General features: G+C 42.7%; 16 protein-coding genes. 14 read left to right on the forward strand and 2 right to left on the reverse strand.

Features of this window, described 5'->3' with window-relative positions:
• Positions 1-16 precede the first annotated feature (16 nt).
• The 6 genes from rpmJ (at position 17) to rplQ (ending at position 3348) form a co-directional block, all read left to right on the forward strand.
• Positions 17-133, forward strand: coding sequence for a 50S ribosomal protein L36 (gene rpmJ / locus ACZ5O6_RS02400; RefSeq protein WP_447092145.1), 117 nt, complete (start codon positions 17-19; stop codon positions 131-133).
• A gap of 222 nt (positions 134-355) precedes the next feature.
• Complete coding sequence (gene rpsM, locus ACZ5O6_RS02405) at positions 356-712, forward strand: 30S ribosomal protein S13 (protein WP_447092144.1); 357 nt, start codon at positions 356-358, stop codon at positions 710-712.
• A 56-nt stretch (positions 713-768) separates the two neighbouring features.
• Entirely contained in the window at positions 769-1152 is a 384-nt protein-coding gene (rpsK, locus tag ACZ5O6_RS02410) for a 30S ribosomal protein S11 (protein WP_447092143.1), read from the forward strand.
• 14 nt (positions 1153-1166) lie between these two features.
• A complete protein-coding gene (gene rpsD, locus ACZ5O6_RS02415; RefSeq protein ID WP_447092142.1) occupies positions 1167-1784 on the forward strand; it encodes a 30S ribosomal protein S4 in 618 nt (205 codons plus the stop codon).
• A 66-nt stretch (positions 1785-1850) separates the two neighbouring features.
• Complete coding sequence (locus ACZ5O6_RS02420) at positions 1851-2846, forward strand: DNA-directed RNA polymerase subunit alpha (protein ID WP_447092141.1); 996 nt, start codon at positions 1851-1853, stop codon at positions 2844-2846.
• Between the two features lie 106 nt (positions 2847-2952).
• A complete protein-coding gene (rplQ, locus tag ACZ5O6_RS02425) occupies positions 2953-3348 on the forward strand; it encodes a 50S ribosomal protein L17 (RefSeq protein WP_447092140.1) in 396 nt (131 codons plus the stop codon).
• A gap of 155 nt (positions 3349-3503) precedes the next feature.
• Here rplQ and uvrA read toward each other — a convergent pair whose 3' ends face one another.
• Complete coding sequence (uvrA, locus tag ACZ5O6_RS02430) at positions 3504-6335, reverse strand: excinuclease ABC subunit UvrA (RefSeq protein ID WP_447092139.1); 2832 nt, start codon at positions 6333-6335, stop codon at positions 3504-3506.
• Between the two features lie 179 nt (positions 6336-6514).
• On the opposite strand from uvrA, the gene ACZ5O6_RS02435 reads away from it, so the two are divergent.
• The 8 genes from ACZ5O6_RS02435 (at position 6515) to ACZ5O6_RS02470 (ending at position 13419) form a co-directional block, all read left to right on the forward strand.
• Positions 6515-7738, forward strand: a complete 1224-nt coding sequence (locus ACZ5O6_RS02435) for an MFS transporter (protein WP_447092138.1) — start codon at positions 6515-6517, stop codon at positions 7736-7738.
• A 151-nt stretch (positions 7739-7889) separates the two neighbouring features.
• Entirely contained in the window at positions 7890-8432 is a 543-nt protein-coding gene (gene ssb, locus ACZ5O6_RS02440) for a single-stranded DNA-binding protein (protein ID WP_447092137.1), read from the forward strand.
• Between the two features lie 204 nt (positions 8433-8636).
• A complete protein-coding gene (locus tag ACZ5O6_RS02445) occupies positions 8637-9605 on the forward strand; it encodes an acyl-CoA desaturase (RefSeq protein WP_447092136.1) in 969 nt (322 codons plus the stop codon).
• On the forward strand, positions 9598-9924 hold the full coding sequence (locus tag ACZ5O6_RS02450; RefSeq protein ID WP_447092135.1) for a metalloregulator ArsR/SmtB family transcription factor: 327 nt from the start codon (positions 9598-9600) through the stop codon (positions 9922-9924). The genes ACZ5O6_RS02445 and ACZ5O6_RS02450 overlap by 8 nt, the downstream gene beginning before the upstream one ends.
• Before the next feature lie 3 nt (positions 9925-9927).
• Entirely contained in the window at positions 9928-10845 is a 918-nt protein-coding gene (locus ACZ5O6_RS02455) for a hypothetical protein (RefSeq protein ID WP_447092134.1), read from the forward strand.
• 2 nt (positions 10846-10847) lie between these two features.
• Positions 10848-11315, forward strand: coding sequence for a DUF2269 family protein (locus tag ACZ5O6_RS02460; RefSeq protein ID WP_447092133.1), 468 nt, complete (start codon positions 10848-10850; stop codon positions 11313-11315).
• Positions 11312-12319 (forward strand): DUF4166 domain-containing protein, encoded by a 1008-nt coding sequence (locus ACZ5O6_RS02465; RefSeq protein WP_447092132.1) that lies wholly within the window; start codon positions 11312-11314, stop codon positions 12317-12319. The genes ACZ5O6_RS02460 and ACZ5O6_RS02465 overlap by 4 nt, the downstream gene beginning before the upstream one ends.
• Positions 12316-13419: a saccharopine dehydrogenase family protein gene (locus tag ACZ5O6_RS02470; protein ID WP_447092131.1), complete on the forward strand. Its 1104-nt coding sequence runs from the start codon at positions 12316-12318 to the stop codon at positions 13417-13419. The genes ACZ5O6_RS02465 and ACZ5O6_RS02470 overlap by 4 nt, the downstream gene beginning before the upstream one ends.
• Before the next feature lie 16 nt (positions 13420-13435).
• Here ACZ5O6_RS02470 and hrpB read toward each other — a convergent pair whose 3' ends face one another.
• Positions 13436-16102 (reverse strand): ATP-dependent helicase HrpB, encoded by a 2667-nt coding sequence (gene hrpB, locus ACZ5O6_RS02475; RefSeq protein WP_447092130.1) that lies wholly within the window; start codon positions 16100-16102, stop codon positions 13436-13438.
• Between the last annotated feature and the right edge of the window lie 48 nt (positions 16103-16150).

Here is a 16150-nt window from a genome sequence, read left to right on the forward strand (position 1 = left end):
ATTTATTGAGGGCATTATGAAAGTTCGCGCTTCTGTTAAAAAAATTTGTCGTAACTGTAAACTCGTTCGCCGTAAAGGTGTTCTTCGTGTTATTTGCAACGCTGAGCCAAGACATAAACAGCGTCAAGGTTAAGTAAAGACTTAGATAGAGCTAGCCTTAGCTTCTATCAAACTGGTGGTATTGACTGTCGTTTATTGAGAAATTAATAAACTATTGCAATCAGGTGGTTTATCAGCTATTCTTCGCGCCTTTTTTGGGTGGCAGGGTGGTTAAAACCGCTGTCAATACTTAAATATCTATTGCTCGCCTTATTAAAGTAGGCATAAAAGAGCAACACAATGTGGAGTACATTGAATGGCCCGTATCGCTGGTGTCAACATACCCGATAACAAACATGCCGTCATCTCTCTAACCTATGTTTATGGGATTGGTTCGACAACTGCTAAACGCATTCTTGCTGAAGTTGGTATCGCAGAAGCGACCAAAATGAGTGAGCTATCCGAATCTGATATGGATAGAGTACGTGCTGAAGTGGCAAAAGTAACTGTAGAAGGTGACTTGCGTCGTGAAGTTTCTATGAACATTAAACGTCTAATGGATTTAGGTTGCTTCCGTGGCATTCGTCACCGTCGTAATTTACCATTACGTGGTCAGCGCACAAAAACAAATGCGCGTACACGTAAAGGTCCACGTAAACCGATTAAGAAATAAATTATTTCTATTTATTTAACGTTTACTAGACAAATTAAAGGTTAGGAAATATTACTATGGCTAAGCCAAGTACAAAAAAGAAAGCGAAAAAGTCGGTAGTGGATGGCATTGCCCATATCCATGCCTCTTTTAATAATACTATCGTTACTATCACAGATCGTCAGGGTAATGCACTGAGCTGGGCAACAGCAGGTGGCTCTGGTTTCCGTGGTTCACGTAAAAGTACCCCGTTTGCTGCACAGGTTGCTGCTGAGCGCGCTGGTCAAGCTGCACTAGAATATGGCTTGAAAAATCTCGATGTCGAAGTGAAAGGTCCTGGCCCTGGCCGTGAATCTGCCGTTCGTGCATTAAACAATGTTGGTTATAAAATTGCTAACATTACTGACGTAACACCCATTCCGCATAATGGCTGTCGTCCACCGAAAAAACGTCGCGTATAAGGGGGAATTGAAAAATGGCTCGATATTTAGGACCAACATGTAAACTTGCCCGCCGCGAAGGTACAGACCTTTTTCTTAAAAGCGGTGTTCGTGCGTTAGATTCAAAGTGTAAGATTGAAACCGCTCCGGGCGTTCACGGCGTTCGTCGTGGTCGTTTGTCAGATTACGGTGTTCAGCTTCGTGAAAAACAAAAAGTACGTCGTACTTATGGTGTGCTTGAGAAGCAATTCCGTGCATATTATAAAGAAGCGGCTCGTCGTAAAGGCGCTACAGGTGAGAACCTATTAAAGCTATTAGAAACACGTTTAGATAATGTAGTTTATCGTATGGGCTTCGGTTCTACACGTGCTGAATCAAGACAGCTTGTTTCCCATAAGTCTATTCTTGTTAACGGTTCAACCGTCAACATTCCTTCTTATCAAGTGAAAGCTGATGATGTGATTTCTATTCGTGAAAAGGCGAAGAATCAATTACGTATCAAAAGTGCTTTAGATCTTGCTGCTCAGCGTGATGTTGAATGGGTTGAAGTGAGTGCTGCAAAACTTGAAGGTACATTTAAGCGCGTTCCTGACCGTGAAGATCTACCTGCAGAAATTAACGAAAACCTCATTGTTGAATTGTACTCTAAGTAATTACACATTTTTTTGTGTATTACTTAGATGGAATGAACAAAGATTAACCCTTAAAAAGGTATGGTTATGCAAAGTGCTGTTAACGAATTTTTGACTCCGCGTCATATTGATGTTACTGAACATTCACCAACCCATGCGAAAGTGGTTTTAGAACCATTAGAGCGTGGCTTTGGACACACATTGGGCAATGCACTACGTCGTATTTTATTGTCTTCAATGCCCGGTTGCGCAATCATCGAAGCTGAAATCGAAGGTGTAGAACACGAATATAGCGCTCTTGAAGGTGTTCAAGAAGATATTATTGAGATCTTGCTAAACCTTAAGGGTGTTGCGGTTGTGATGCACGACCAAGAAAAATCTCATGTAATGCTTTCTTTGAAAAAGAAAGGGCCTGGCGTTGTTACTGCTGCAGATATCGTAGTTGATCATGAAGTTGAGATTAAGAACCCAGAGCACGTCATAGCGACGATTACTGGTGATATCGACTTAAATATGATGTTAACTGTTGCTCGTGGACGTGGTTATCAGCCTGCTGATGCTCGTCGTAGCGATGATGATGAAACAAGAGCTATTGGTCGTCTACAGTTAGATGCTTCGTTTAGTCCTGTTAAGCGTTTAGCCTATTCTGTAGAGAGTGCTCGTGTTGAACAGCGAACTGACCTTGATAAATTAGTGCTTGATTTAGAAACTAACGGCACTATTGATCCAGAGGAAGCGATTCGCCGTTCTGCAACTATCTTGCAACAGCAACTGGCAGTATTTGTTGATCTTGAAAGCGAGAAGTCTTCAGAGCCAGAAGAGAAAGAGGAAGATGTTGATCCTATTCTACTTCGCCCGGTTGATGACTTAGAGCTAACGGTTCGTTCGGCTAACTGCTTGAAAGCAGAGAATATTTACTACATTGGCGATCTTATTCAGCGTACTGAAGTTGAGTTGTTGAAGACACCAAATCTAGGTAAAAAATCATTAACAGAAATCAAAGATGTGTTGGCCTCTCGTGGCTTATCATTGGGTTTACGTCTTGAAAACTGGCCACCCGCTAGTCTTCGCACCGACGACTAAATAAATCGCCCAGTTTTCTGGGCTAATTACACAGAAGCTGCTGGCGCTTACGTTAGTAGTTTAATAACAGAATTGCTGAGAAGCAGCTAGTAGGAAGGATTGAGTCATGCGTCATCGTAAAAGTGGCCGTCAGTTAAATCGTAATAGTTCTCACCGTAAAGCCATGTTTCGTAACATGTCTATATCGCTGGTAGAGCACGAATTAATTAAAACAACATTACCTAAAGCCAAAGAATTGCGTCGAGTGATCGAGCCGTTAATTACTTTAGCGAAGAAAGATAGCGTAGCTAACCGTCGTTTAGCTTTTAGTCGTCTTAACTCAAAAGAAGCTGTGGGTAAATTATTCAGTGATCTTGGTCCTCGTTATGAAGAGCGCCCAGGTGGTTACGTGCGCATTTTAAAATGTGGTTATCGTACCGGCGACAAAGCGCCAATGGCCTATGTTGAACTTGTTGATCGCGTTGTTGTAGATGCAGCGGAAGAAGTGGCTGAAGAAGCATAGATTACTTGACGTAATCGTTAAAGGCGCCAGTATTTACTGGCGTTTTTTTTGTCTGTAAAAAACGCATAAGTAGCCTGTGTACTTTTGTTGGGCTAGCTTTGTAGGGCATCCGTGCCCATATACGCCATTTATGGAGTTTGGCTATGTAAGGCTTATTAGTTTATCGCCTCGACATGCTTTTTGAGAAACACGCCTGTATGTGAGTCTTCCAGTGCCATTACTTCTTCGGGCGTGCCCTCAGCAATGATTTTCCCGCCTCCGCTACCGCCTTCCGGCCCGAGATCTATAATCCAATCTGCGGTTTTTATCACATCCAAATTATGTTCAATAACAACGACGGTATTTCCGTGATCTCGCAGTCGATGCAATACATTCAGTAATTGCTGAATGTCGTAAAAGTGTAGCCCGGTTGTTGGTTCATCTAGTATGTACAGTGTTTGGCCGGTATCTCTTTTCGATAATTCTTTAGCTAATTTAACACGTTGTGCTTCACCACCGGATAAGGTGGTTGCTGCTTGACCGAGGCGAATATATGAAAGTCCGACATCGATTAATGTTTGTAGCTTGCGTGAGATAGCTGGAACAGCATCAAAAAATTCGCGTGCGTCCTCAACAGTCAGGTCGAGTACTTGATGTATATTTTTGCCCTTGTATTTAATTTCTAGCGTTTCGCGATTGTAGCGTTTGCTGTGACAAATATCACAAGGGACATACACATCAGGTAAAAAGTGCATCTCTACTTTAACAACACCATCTCCTTGGCAAGCTTCGCAGCGCCCGCCTTTTACATTAAAGCTAAATCGGCCGGGTTTATAGCCGCGTGAGCGTGCTTCTTGAGTGCCAGAGAAAAGTTCTCTGATAGGGGTAAATATTCCGGTATAGGTCGCTGGGTTGGAGCGAGGTGTACGGCCTATAGGGCTTTGGTCAATATCCACACATTTATCGAGTTGATCTAGGCCTTTAATACTTTTATAGGGAGCCGCTTTTAATGTGGTTGCGCCGTTGAGTTCTGTAGCTACCAAAGGGTAGAGCGTACCATTGATTAGCGTGGATTTTCCGGAGCCAGACACACCAGTAATACAGGTTAATAAACCAAGGGGGATGTGCAAATCAGCATTTTGTAAATTATTGCCTGAGGCGCCGGTTAAAGATAATTGCTTATCGGTATTTCTTGGTGTGCGTACTTCTGGATACTCGATTTTCTTTCGTCCTGAGAGGTATTGCCCGGTGAGAGAGTCTTTATTTTTCTTAATCGCTGAGAGCTTACCTTGGGCAATGACTTGTCCACCGTGTACGCCAGCTCCGGGGCCAATATCAATAATATGATCCGCTAAACGCATGGCATCTTCATCATGTTCGACAACAATGACGGTGTTGCCAATATCACGTAAATGAATCAATGTTTTTAGTAGTCGGTCATTATCGCGTTGATGTAGTCCAATAGAAGGTTCATCCAGAATGTACATTACACCCACTAAGCCGGCACCTATTTGGCTAGCTAAGCGAATACGTTGTGCTTCGCCGCCAGATAATGTATCTGCACTACGATTGAGTGAAAGATAGTTAAGCCCTACATCAACGAGAAAGCTCAAGCGGTCTTGTAGCTCTTTGATAATCTTTTCAGCGATACTGCCTTTTGCGCCTTCAAAAGCGAGTTGCTCAAAATAAGAAAATGCATCACCAATAGGAAGTAAAGTGAGTTCAGGTAACGTCTTGCCATCAACAAAAACATTGCGCGCTTCTTCGCGCAACCGTGCCCCCTTGCAGTCTGGGCAGTCTTGCGTGGAGAGTAATTTAGATAAGTCTTCTCTCACCATTTGTGAGTCGGTATCACGATAACGGCGTTCTAAATTGTTGAGTACGCCTTCAAAGCGATGCTTGCGTTGAATTATATCGCCTCGATCGTTGACATAGTTAAAGTTGATCTCAGTATCGCCGGATCCTAAGAGGATAGCTTGTTGATGAGGTTTGGATAACGCTTCCCATGGGGTGTCAACGTCGAATCCATAGTGCTCGGCGAGTGAATTGAGCATATGGAAGTAATAGATATTGCGCTTGTCCCAGCCGCGAATAGCGCCTTCAGAAAGTGACGATTCGGGATAGTGAACAATTTTTTCTTGATCAAAATACTGTTTAACACCTAAGCCATCGCAAGTTGGGCAAGCGCCGGCCGGATTGTTAAAAGAGAATAGCCGTGGTTCTAGCTCGCTGAGTGAGTAGTCACAAATCGGGCAGGCATGTTTAGATGATAATAGTTGGTCTTCTTTGTCGCCGTCCATAAAATTTACGATAAGCAGACCGGACGATAAGGTAAGGGCCGTTTCTATCGATTCGGCTAGGCGTAACTGCAGGTCTTCCCGAACTTTAAAACGATCGACGACGACTTCTATCGTATGTTTCTTTTTCTTATCAAGTGGTGGGGTATCGTCTAGATCGACAACCGTACCGTCAATACGTACTCGAATAAAACCATCACGACGTAGCTGTTCAAAAACATGAGCGTGTTCGCCCTTGCGGTCTCGCACTATGGGTGCCAGTAGCATGACTTTGGTGGCTTCTGGTAATGCTAAAATCGTGTCTACCATTTCACTAATGGTTTGTGCTGCCAAGGGTACATCGTGTTTTGGGCAGCGCGCTTCACCAACGCGGGCAAAGAGCAGGCGTAGGTAATCGTAAATTTCAGTAATGGTACCTACGGTAGAGCGAGGATTGTGAGATGTTGATTTCTGTTCAATAGAAATGGCGGGGCTTAGGCCTTCAATATGATCAATGTCAGGCTTTTCCATCATTGATAGAAACTGACGGGCGTAGGTCGATAAGGATTCTACATAGCGCCGCTGGCCTTCCGCATATAAGGTATCAAATGCCAGCGAAGATTTGCCCGAACCCGATAAGCCGGTAATTACAATAAACTTGTCGCGAGGAATATCGAGATTAATATTTTTTAAATTATGGGTGCGTGCCCCGCGTACAATGATCGTATCCACTACCGTATCCCAAGTAAAAGTTAATCAGCCATTATAGGCTTCCGCCCATCATAGGCAAGGGAAGAGATCGTAATCAATCCACTCCCGCTTTCATTGTTCGTGTTATTCGTCACCTTGGTTTGCTCTCTATCCATGGCTGTTGATAGAATGCGCCATTCACTTAAGCTAGCCTGCCTTTTATGTCGTCTAACCTAACGTCTGTGCCATCTCAGTCCCGTGTGATTAGTTCACTCGCATCGCTATACATTTTGCGTATGCTGGGTTTGTTTATGGTGTTGCCTGTGCTCACCTTAGCGGGCGATGCCTACCAAACCACGAGCACTTTTTTACTCGGTGTCGCTTTAGGTATTTATGGCTTAACGCAGGCAATGCTGCAAATTCCTTTTGGCTTATTGTCTGACCGCTTTGGGCGTAAACCGCTTATTTTGATTGGCCTATTACTATTTGCTGCTGGCTCTTTGATTGCCGCAACATCCGATAGTGTGACCGGGCTAATTATTGGTCGTGCCTTACAAGGCGCAGGTGCTATTGCCGGAGTGATTATGGCAATGGTAGGAGATCTGACTACTAACGATAATCGCACTAAGGCGATGGCCGCTATTGGTGCCTCGATCGGTGTGGCTTTTGCTTTGGCTTTGGTTATTGGCCCGTGGATCGCTTCGTTCAGTGTGATGGGTTTATCGGGTGTAAAGCTACTGTTTGCGATGACAGTGTTGTTATCAATAGTCGGCCTACTGATTCTTTATGGTTTTGTACCGAGTGAATCAGCTCATCAGCGGCGCACTTCTTATTTGTCATTATCCCAACTGGGTGATGTGGCAAAAGATAGGCAATGCCAGCTTCTCTATGTAGGCGTCTTTGTTTTACATTATGTGCTGATGGCGATATTTCTTGTCATACCTCACTTATTAGAGAGCGTCGGTATACTCAAAGCAGGCCATGCCGGTGTGTACTTGGTGGTTATGCTGTTGTCGTTTGTGGTGATGATTCCGTTAATGATAGTGGGTGAAAAAAAGCAGATCGTTAAAGTGCTTATTCAGTGTGCGGTTGGTTTACTCCTTTTCACCATACTGATACTCGCATTATTTTACCGTCACCTATGGTTGTTGATTACTTGCTTATTTCTATTCTTTGTCGCCTTTAATTATTTAGAGGCCAATCTGCCCTCGTTACTCACTAAGTGTTTGCCTGCCCAAAGCAAAGGTGCCGGTTCGGGTATGTTTGCCACTTGTCAGTTTTTAGGTGCTGCTTTAGGTGGCATTATCGGTGGTGCGCTCTATCAGCAGTGGGGTTTAGCCATTTTATTAGCGTCTGTCGTTTTATTACTTCTTGTGTGGTTGATATTGGCTCGCCAGATGGTTATACCTAAAAAGCCACGGTCAGCAGGTGTAAACGAGGTGTAAAGTGCAGAGTTGAAATGTGGTAGCATATAGCCATATTTAATGCGGTCAGTGTTCAGAGGCTCCTTAAGTACAAGAGCCCAGTAAACCGTTAGAGTGGAAACATCGATAGTATTAAAACAGATAAATACCAAGAAATTGAGAGGATAGGCAGATGGCCAGAGGAATTAATAAAGTAACAATCGTGGGCAATCTAGGGAACGACCCAGAAGTAAAATATATGCCGTCAGGCGGGGCAGTGACTAACATTAGTGTTGCCACCTCCGAGAGCTGGAAAGATAAGCAAACCGGACAACCTCAAGAGCGTACCGAATGGCATCGCATCGTTTTCTTTAACCGCCTTGCAGAAATCGCGGGTGAGTACTTAAAGAAAGGTTCACAAGTTTACGTTGAAGGCTCATTAAGAACTCGTAAATGGCAAGACCAAAGCGGTCAAGATCGCTACACCACCGAAATTGTCGGTAGCGAAATGCAAATGCTCGGCGGCCGTCAAGGTGGTGGCATGGGCGGCGGTATGGGCGGTGACAATATGGCCTACGATCAAACACCCGCCTACGGTGGTGGCCAGCAGCAACAAGCGCCTCAGCAAGCTCCCCATCAAGCACAACAACAACGCCCTGCAGCACCACAGCAGCCACAACAAGCGCCAGCACCCGCACAGAGTATGGATAGCTTTGATGATGATATTCCGTTTTAACGAATACCACAGGTTATAATGTAAAAAATGTTCTTGAAAGCCCCGCTAGTTGGGGTTTTCTTGTTTTTGGCCGTGTAAAAAAGGTGTGAAGAGCACCCTTCAGTTTCGCTTTTTCTGCTGAAAACTACCTGTTACTTATGCTTGATAAGCGGCAATTTGATAAATATAATTAACTAATTAGTTAATTATATTTTGGTTTGCATTGTGAAAGCTTCAGTTCCCCGTATTTTTGCTAGTCCTAGTAATAGTGATGCTTTAAATGGCCAAGTAAATTGGTCGCCCATAAAATCGCTGTGGATATCAGTGATGTATCTTGTAGGTATTGTGGGTGGTGTTTATACCTTTAGCTTGGAAGCACTTTTGTTATTTCTAGTCACTTGCGCCATCACCTTGTGTGGCGGACATTCTTTAGGTATGCATCGCCGCTTAATTCATAACAGTTTTCAGTGCCCCCTCTGGCTTGAATACTTATTGGTTTACTTAGGTGTATTGGTGGGATTATCTGGCCCTCTTGGCTTAATGAAAACCCATGATATGCGTGATTGGGCACAAAGACAGTCTCGTTGCCACAGTTATTTCGGTCATAAGCAAGCGTTTTTAAAAGATTGGTTTTGGCAAGTTCATTGTGATATTTCTCTCTTCTCTAGCCCAGAATTTCATCCTGAGCTGCGAGTTATTGATGATAAATTTTATCGCTTCATGGAGCGTACATGGATGTGGCAACAATTACCTTGGATCATTCTCTTTGGTGTTGTTGGAGGTATTAGTTGGGTTGTTTGGGGTGTCTTTTTAAGGGTTGCTGTTTGTGTCACCGGACATTGGCTAATTGGATATTTTGCTCATAACCGAGGGGTTAAGCACTGGCATGTAGGCGGTGCAGCAGTACAGGGGTATAACATTCCCTATATGGGTTTAATAACGATGGGGGAATGCTGGCATAACAATCACCATGCTTTTCCAGGGTCAGCAAAACTTGGATTACATAATAACGAAACAGACCCTGGCTGGTGGGTGTTACGTATTTTAGAAAAAATAGGTTTAGTCTGGGATATTAAAGAACCTAATGATTTGCTTCCTCGCTCTGAACTTAAGAAGGTCAAAGTGTTAAAGGGTGGCTATTCATCTTCTTGCCGTTTCCTGCGAGTACTAAAAAAGGTCACTCATTGTGGATAGAGTCAATTTAGTTTTTGAAGCCTTGTCATCAACACCGCGTCGTAGAATATTAAGTTATTTATCGGCTGCTTCCTTAACAGCAGGAGAGATTTCTGAACGATTTGAGATGAGTAAGCCAGCATTGTCAAAGCATTTAAGGGTTTTGGAAATGGCAAATTTAATTCACAGTGAAAAAAAGGGACAGTATATTCATTACAGCCTTAATAGAGATAATCTAGTGACTAGCCTTCACGATTTTGCAGCTAATTTTTGCCCTCAAGGGTCATCGATAAAAAAAGAAAGCCAGCAATTATCTAAAAGCAATAAAAAGGATCAATGACTTATGGGTATAAAGTTTTCCTATCGCCCTACGGCGCTTACCTTACTGGCTATTGTTTTAGTGGCATCGTTATTGTTTCATGGTGTTTTAAACTCAAGGGTATCAGGTAGTGCATTCCTGTACATAGGCATTCCATTTTTGATAGCGCTAATGTTGGTTTTTTCGGTTAAGAAAATTGATAAGCCTAGCCTTAAACGACGATTTTGGTCTTTGGTAAGAGATGCTTTTATTGTGATGTTGGCAAGCTCGGCTATTTTACTGGAGGGTTTCTTATGTGTAATTATGTTTATGCCCATTTACTTTTTTATTGTGTTGTTGGCATTTATCATAATCGTTATTTACGAAAAGCATGCCAATAAGAAAAATAAGTTACATATTCATATCTTGCCCATATTATTGTTGGTTTCTGCCCTAGAAGGGATCCACCCCGATTTAAGTTTTAATCGTTACAATGAAGTGACATCGACTCAAGTAATTTCAGCAGATATCCAACAAATAAAGCGCAGTTTAATGCAGCCAGTAGATTTGCAAGATAAAAGGGGGTGGTTTTTGTCGATATTCCCTATGCCCTATAAAGTTGAAGCAAAAGCATTGCAAGCGGGTGATATTCATAAAATTCACTACCGCTATCATCGATGGATTTTGACTAATACTCATGAAGGTCATGTGTTATTAAAAATTGCTGAAGTTAAAGACGACTACATTAGAACAGAAGTAGTTGAAGATACTAGCTATTTATCGAACTATATGAAATCACATGGTACTGAAATACGACTCAAGCCCATTGATGATAACAATACAGAGGTTACCTTAACAATAAAATATGAGCGCCTTTTAGACCCCTCCTGGTATTTTGGCCCGCTTCAAGCATATGGCGTAAAGCAAACGGCTGATTATTTGATTGCTAAAATGATGGAATAATAATGGATGCTTACTTTTTCGTAAAAACACTGCATATAATTAGTGCTACCGTACTCTTTGGAACAGGCTTAGGTATTGCCTTTTTTATGTTTCGTTCGATGTTCTCTAGCAATATAGTCGAAAAAATTTATGCCGCTAAAACAACGGTGTTAGCGGATTATTTATTTACTTTCCCCGCTGCGATTGTTCAACCCCTTAGTGGTGTATGGTTGGTTTGGAAAGCAGGGTTTGATTGGGGTAGTACATGGTTGTTGATAACTTATATTATTTATGGAATAGCGGCACTGTGTTGGTTGCCGGTTGTTTGGCTGCAAGTAAAAATGAGAAATATTTTAGTAACGTGTGCCGAAACTAATACCGATATTCCAGATATTTACCATGCCTACTTTAAATGCTGGTTTATATTGGGTTGGCCTGCGTTTGTAGGTCTCGTGGCCGTATTCTTTCTTATGGTGAAAAAGCCAATATGAAAAATAAAGATTCTGCAAAAGGCATATGGTTTGTTTACGATGGCGAATGCCCTTTGTGTAAGCAAGCTGCGTTAGCACTGCGAATTAAAGAGGCTTATGGAATCTTACATTTGTTGGATGCAAGAGACGATGCAGAGCATCCGTTAATGCAAACAATCAATGCTGAAGGGTTTGATTTAGATGAAGGGATGATTATTTATGATGGAGAATGTTTTTATCATGGTAAAACGGCTCTACGCTTCATGGCAAAGTATAGTGAAAATAAAGGCTTGTTTAACGTCGCGACAAAAATAGTGTACTGGTCTGATGTTCTTGCCAAGCTGACTTATCCTTGGTTGCGGGGAATGCGTAACTTATTACTACGCAGAAAAAATATCTCTAGAATTGATAATTTAAAGCAAAAAAATCAGCCTATTTTTAAACGCGTGTTTGGTGAAGGCTGGGATAAGCTTCCTGCTGTGATGCATAAACATTACGCTAACAAACCTTATTCTCAAGATATTACGGTGGTTGATGGTGTCTTAGACGTGTCGTGTTCAGGCCCGTTTAAATATTTTGCGCCACTATTTTGGTTGCTTCATGGTATTCCTCCTGCTAATGAAAAAGAGGTTCCTGTTACGGTTCGTTTTCAAAGCGATAAAAATACCCAGTCGTTCACATTTAATCGTATGTTTCAGTTTGATAATCGTAAGCCATATCATTTTCGATCTTACATGATTCCCATAAAAGAAAATGAAGTGATAGAAGTTATGCCATTGGGTTTATGCTGGAGAACGAATGTTGTTTGGGAAGATAATCGGGTTAAGTTAAAACATAAAGGTTATGCCTTACGTATTGCAGGGCATTTTATTCCATTGCCACTGACGCCACTGATGGGTGCAGGCAACGCAGAAGAAATAGCCATTGATGATGATAGCTTCGATATGCAAGTAGAAATCACTCACCCTTGGTGGGGCCGTATTTATGAATATAAAGGACGATTTACAGTGAGGAGTGCACCATGACTCAGCGCGTCTTAATTATTGGCGGTTACGGAAACTTTGGTCGCTTCATCGCCAAAGAACTCGCTAAAGAACACAATATTCAACTAATTATTGCTGGCCGCTCATTGTATAAAGCAACGTCGATGGCTGAGGAGATCGAAGCGCATTACTCTATTGAAGCCGTAGATTTGGATATCACTCAAAATTTACCCGCATCGTTAGCTAGTATTAATCCCCATGTGGTTATTCATACATCGGGTCCATTTCAAGATCAAGGCTATGATGTAGCAAAAGCCTGTATCGATCAGAGCGCCCATTATATTGACTTAGCCGATGGCCGTGAATTTGTTGCCGGTATTACAACGCTTAATAACCGTGCGAAAGCAAAAGGCGTATTGCTCATCAGTGGCGCGAGCTCAGTGCCATGTTTAACGTCGGCACTAGTTGATGATTATGAGCGAGAATTTACCCTGCTAGAATCGCTCGATTATGGTATCACCACCGCACAAAAAACAACACGGGGTTTAGCAACAACAGCAGCGATACTAGGTTATACCGGTAAGGCCTTCACCACTTTACTCGAAGGTAAAGTGAGCAATATATTTGGTTGGCAAGGGTTACGTGCTCGTAAATATCAGCATTTAGGCTGGAGGCTATTAAGTTATTGTGACGTACCTGATTTAGTATTGTTTTCTAAGCGATACACTAGTGTAAAAACAATACGATTTTACGCCGGATTAGAAATCCCGTTTATACATATTGTTTTATGGTTATTGTCTTGGGCGGTACGTTTGGGGGTAATCCGAAATCTACAATCTATTGCCCCTACGCTGTTGAAACTTTCCTTTATGTTTGACTGGCTCGGCACAGATAACAGCGGTTTTCATATGGAATTGAAAGGCAAGGGGAGTGATGGAAAAGAAAAAATAATGGTGTTTGAGTTGATTGCCCGTTCAGGTGATGGTCCTTATATACCCTGTATGCCCGCGATATTAATGACCAAAAAAATAATCAATAACGTCGTCACTGAAAGGGGCGCTTACCCTTGTATGGGCTTTATATCGAAAGATGAATACCTTCATGCACTTAAAGATTTAGATATTTCATGGTTAGAATTATAAAAATTAGAGTCGGGTATTATTTCCTTCGTGGCTTTCGTGAATGCCCAGGTGTGGCAAGCAGTGGCTCTTCGGGCCAGCGGTGCCGTGGATATTTGGCGCGCATATCTTTAGCGACTTCAATATAGGATGATGCCCAAAAATTAGCTAGATCACTGGTGGTTTGTATGGGCCTGCGCGCAGGGGATAACAGTTCAAAACGCAGTTGTACTTGATTATAAGCGAGTACGGGTGATGCTAATTCTCCAAACATCTCTTGTAATACAATAGACACCATCGCCCCTTGGTTTTTATCGTAAATAATATCTACGTTTTTACCGCTTGGGCTGGTGTAGCTGGTGGGGGCTTCAGTATCTAGTGCTTGTTGTTGCTCCCATGATAAGTTCGCGGTGAGTAAATCAAAAATATTCGTTGTTTTTAATTGCGCTAAGCTAGTAATGTGTGAAAGATAAGGCAGCAACCAATCGCTCACGGTATTTTGTAAATGCTCGCGGGATAATGGAGGAAAATCGCCAGAATAAATGGCTAGCCATTGCACGCGCTGTAACCATTGTTCACAACGTGGTGTCCAATTCAGTAATGCCAGCCCTTCACTGATAAATAAATCACTTAGGCATTCTATAAAAGCCTCTTGTGGGATATGCGACAGCGCTGTTTCCGATACGGTGATCGCTTGGTAACGTGTTTGTTTACGTCCGACGATTTTTTGTTTTTTATTATCCAGCGCATAAATATTGGTTTCAATGAGCTCATCACTTAGTAGTGAAAGCACATGTGTTGGCTCGATAGCATAAGCGGCATAAATTTTTCCTTCGCGTTTTTGCCCGTCACAATCGCTTACTACTAACCATTCGCTACCACACAAGGCATCGTCATCCGCTAATATCACGCCTTTACCATTCGCCATAATATAACGGTTGCTGTTCGATCTACGCTTGGCGAGTCGGTCAGGGTAGGCTCGTAGTAATAGCGCTGGAATGTGATTTTGCCAATCTTGCAATGAATCTATTATCGGTGTTGTTTGTGGCGAAGAATACTTGGGATATTTACTTAGGCTTTGATATAAGCCTTTCGCTAAGTGGGTTACCTGTTTCAATATATTACGTTTGACTCCGTAACGTTTAAGCGCAGCTTGTCTATCATTTTTATTGGTTGTTTTGCAGTCTTGTAGCGCCATAAAACGCTGACCAATATCGACATTATTTTCGCTGCTTTTGGGGCGACTTATTATATCTTGTTCGTTTAATAGCGCCGCTAAGTCACAGGCAATGCTCATTTCTGTTGCATTATCACAACTCAGTAGCATCGTCGCTAAACGGGGGTGTACACCTAAATGCACGGCCTGCTTTCCTGTGGCACTTAACGTGTTATTACGAATTAAACCTAATGCATTTAATAAGTTAACGGCGGTTTGATAATGGCCCAGCGGCGGGGCGGTTAGCCATGGCGTTTTGTGATAATCCGTTAGTCCCCATGCGTATAGTTCGAGTACGGTAGTGGCGAGTTCGCTGTTGATAATCTCTTCAGCTTGGTAATCGATGAGCGTGGCATGTGTGGCTTTTGTCCATAGGCGAATACAGTGGCCTTCTTGCACACGGCCCGCGCGGCCTTTACGTTGCTCAGCTGATGCCTTAGAGATAGACACCGTCGCTAAGCGACTCATGCCGCTGCTGGGATCATACTGTAAGCGCTTTTCTAAACCGCTATCAATCACCCATGTTACGCCATTAATCGTTAAACTGGTTTCGGCAATATTGGTGGTAAAAATAACGCGTTGACGACCATCGGGGTCGGGTTGTATGGCTTGTTCTTGCTGCGCCAAACTTAAGCCACCAAACAAGGGTAAAAATAGTGGAGAAGAAGCGGCGTTTTGCGCGCTCCCCCAACGTTGTTCAGCGGCGTTAATACAACGCATAATATCCGCTTGGCCGGGTAAAAATACGAGTACATCGCCCTGTGGCTTTTCGGTTGTATTGTGTTCATCTAGCGGTGTTTGTAGCGCCGCCAGTACCTGATGACAAAGGTGTTCGGATGGGTTCCCAGAACGCTGTGAGGGATAAGGGCCTTGATAGTCCACCGATACTGGAAATGCCCTTCCGGGACATTTTATCACTGCTGCCCCGTCTAAATAATTAGCAATACGTTGTGTGTCAATGGTAGCCGACATCACTAATAGTTTAAGGTCATCTCGTAAGGTTTGCTGTACCTCTAGTGCTAACATTAAACCGACATCCGCCTGTAATGAACGCTCATGAAATTCATCAAAAATAAGTAAGCTTATATCGTGTAGTTCAGGATCGTGTTGTAAACGGCGAATGAGTATTCCTTCAGTCACAATTTCTAACTGAGTATATTCACTGACTTTACGATCATTTTTCACATGATAGCCAATGCGCTCGCCGACATTTTCGCCTAATTGTTTCGCCAAATAATGGGCAATAGAGGTAGCGGCTACGCGCCGTGGCTCTAGCATCATTATTTTTTTAGCGTTGCTATTCCCATGATTTTTTAACCAAGGGGCATTCAATAAATGTAACGGTACTGCTGTCGATTTACCCGCGCCCGGCTCAGCTTGTAACACCATATTATTTTGCTTGCCAAGAGTTTGCTGAATGTCGTCTAAAAAGGCATGTATGGGTAACGTGTTTGTTGAGGTGATAGAGGAAGGCTTGTGAGAAGAAGGCATTAATAATCTCTGAATTAGTTATTCCGGTGAAAGTTGGAATCGACTAGA

This window comes from Eionea flava (assembly GCF_055393785.1).

Bases quoted from the DNA above. Each gene is read 5' to 3' on its own strand.
- rpmJ (WP_447092145.1), top strand. From the start codon at position 17: ATGAAAGTTCGCGCTTCTGTTAAAAAAATTTGTCGTAACTGTAAACTC.
- rpsM (WP_447092144.1), top strand. From the start codon at position 356: ATGGCCCGTATCGCTGGTGTCAACATACCCGATAACAAACATGCCGTC.
- rpsK (WP_447092143.1), top strand. From the start codon at position 769: ATGGCTAAGCCAAGTACAAAAAAGAAAGCGAAAAAGTCGGTAGTGGAT.
- rpsD (WP_447092142.1), top strand. From the start codon at position 1,167: ATGGCTCGATATTTAGGACCAACATGTAAACTTGCCCGCCGCGAAGGT.
- ACZ5O6_RS02420 (WP_447092141.1), top strand. From the start codon at position 1,851: ATGCAAAGTGCTGTTAACGAATTTTTGACTCCGCGTCATATTGATGTT.
- rplQ (WP_447092140.1), top strand. From the start codon at position 2,953: ATGCGTCATCGTAAAAGTGGCCGTCAGTTAAATCGTAATAGTTCTCAC.
- ACZ5O6_RS02435 (WP_447092138.1), top strand. From the start codon at position 6,515: ATGTCGTCTAACCTAACGTCTGTGCCATCTCAGTCCCGTGTGATTAGT.
- ssb (WP_447092137.1), top strand. From the start codon at position 7,890: ATGGCCAGAGGAATTAATAAAGTAACAATCGTGGGCAATCTAGGGAAC.
- ACZ5O6_RS02455 (WP_447092134.1), top strand. From the start codon at position 9,928: ATGGGTATAAAGTTTTCCTATCGCCCTACGGCGCTTACCTTACTGGCT.
- ACZ5O6_RS02460 (WP_447092133.1), top strand. From the start codon at position 10,848: ATGGATGCTTACTTTTTCGTAAAAACACTGCATATAATTAGTGCTACC.
- ACZ5O6_RS02465 (WP_447092132.1), top strand. From the start codon at position 11,312: ATGAAAAATAAAGATTCTGCAAAAGGCATATGGTTTGTTTACGATGGC.
- ACZ5O6_RS02470 (WP_447092131.1), top strand. From the start codon at position 12,316: ATGACTCAGCGCGTCTTAATTATTGGCGGTTACGGAAACTTTGGTCGC.
- hrpB (WP_447092130.1), bottom strand. From the start codon at position 16,102: ATGCCTTCTTCTCACAAGCCTTCCTCTATCACCTCAACAAACACGTTA.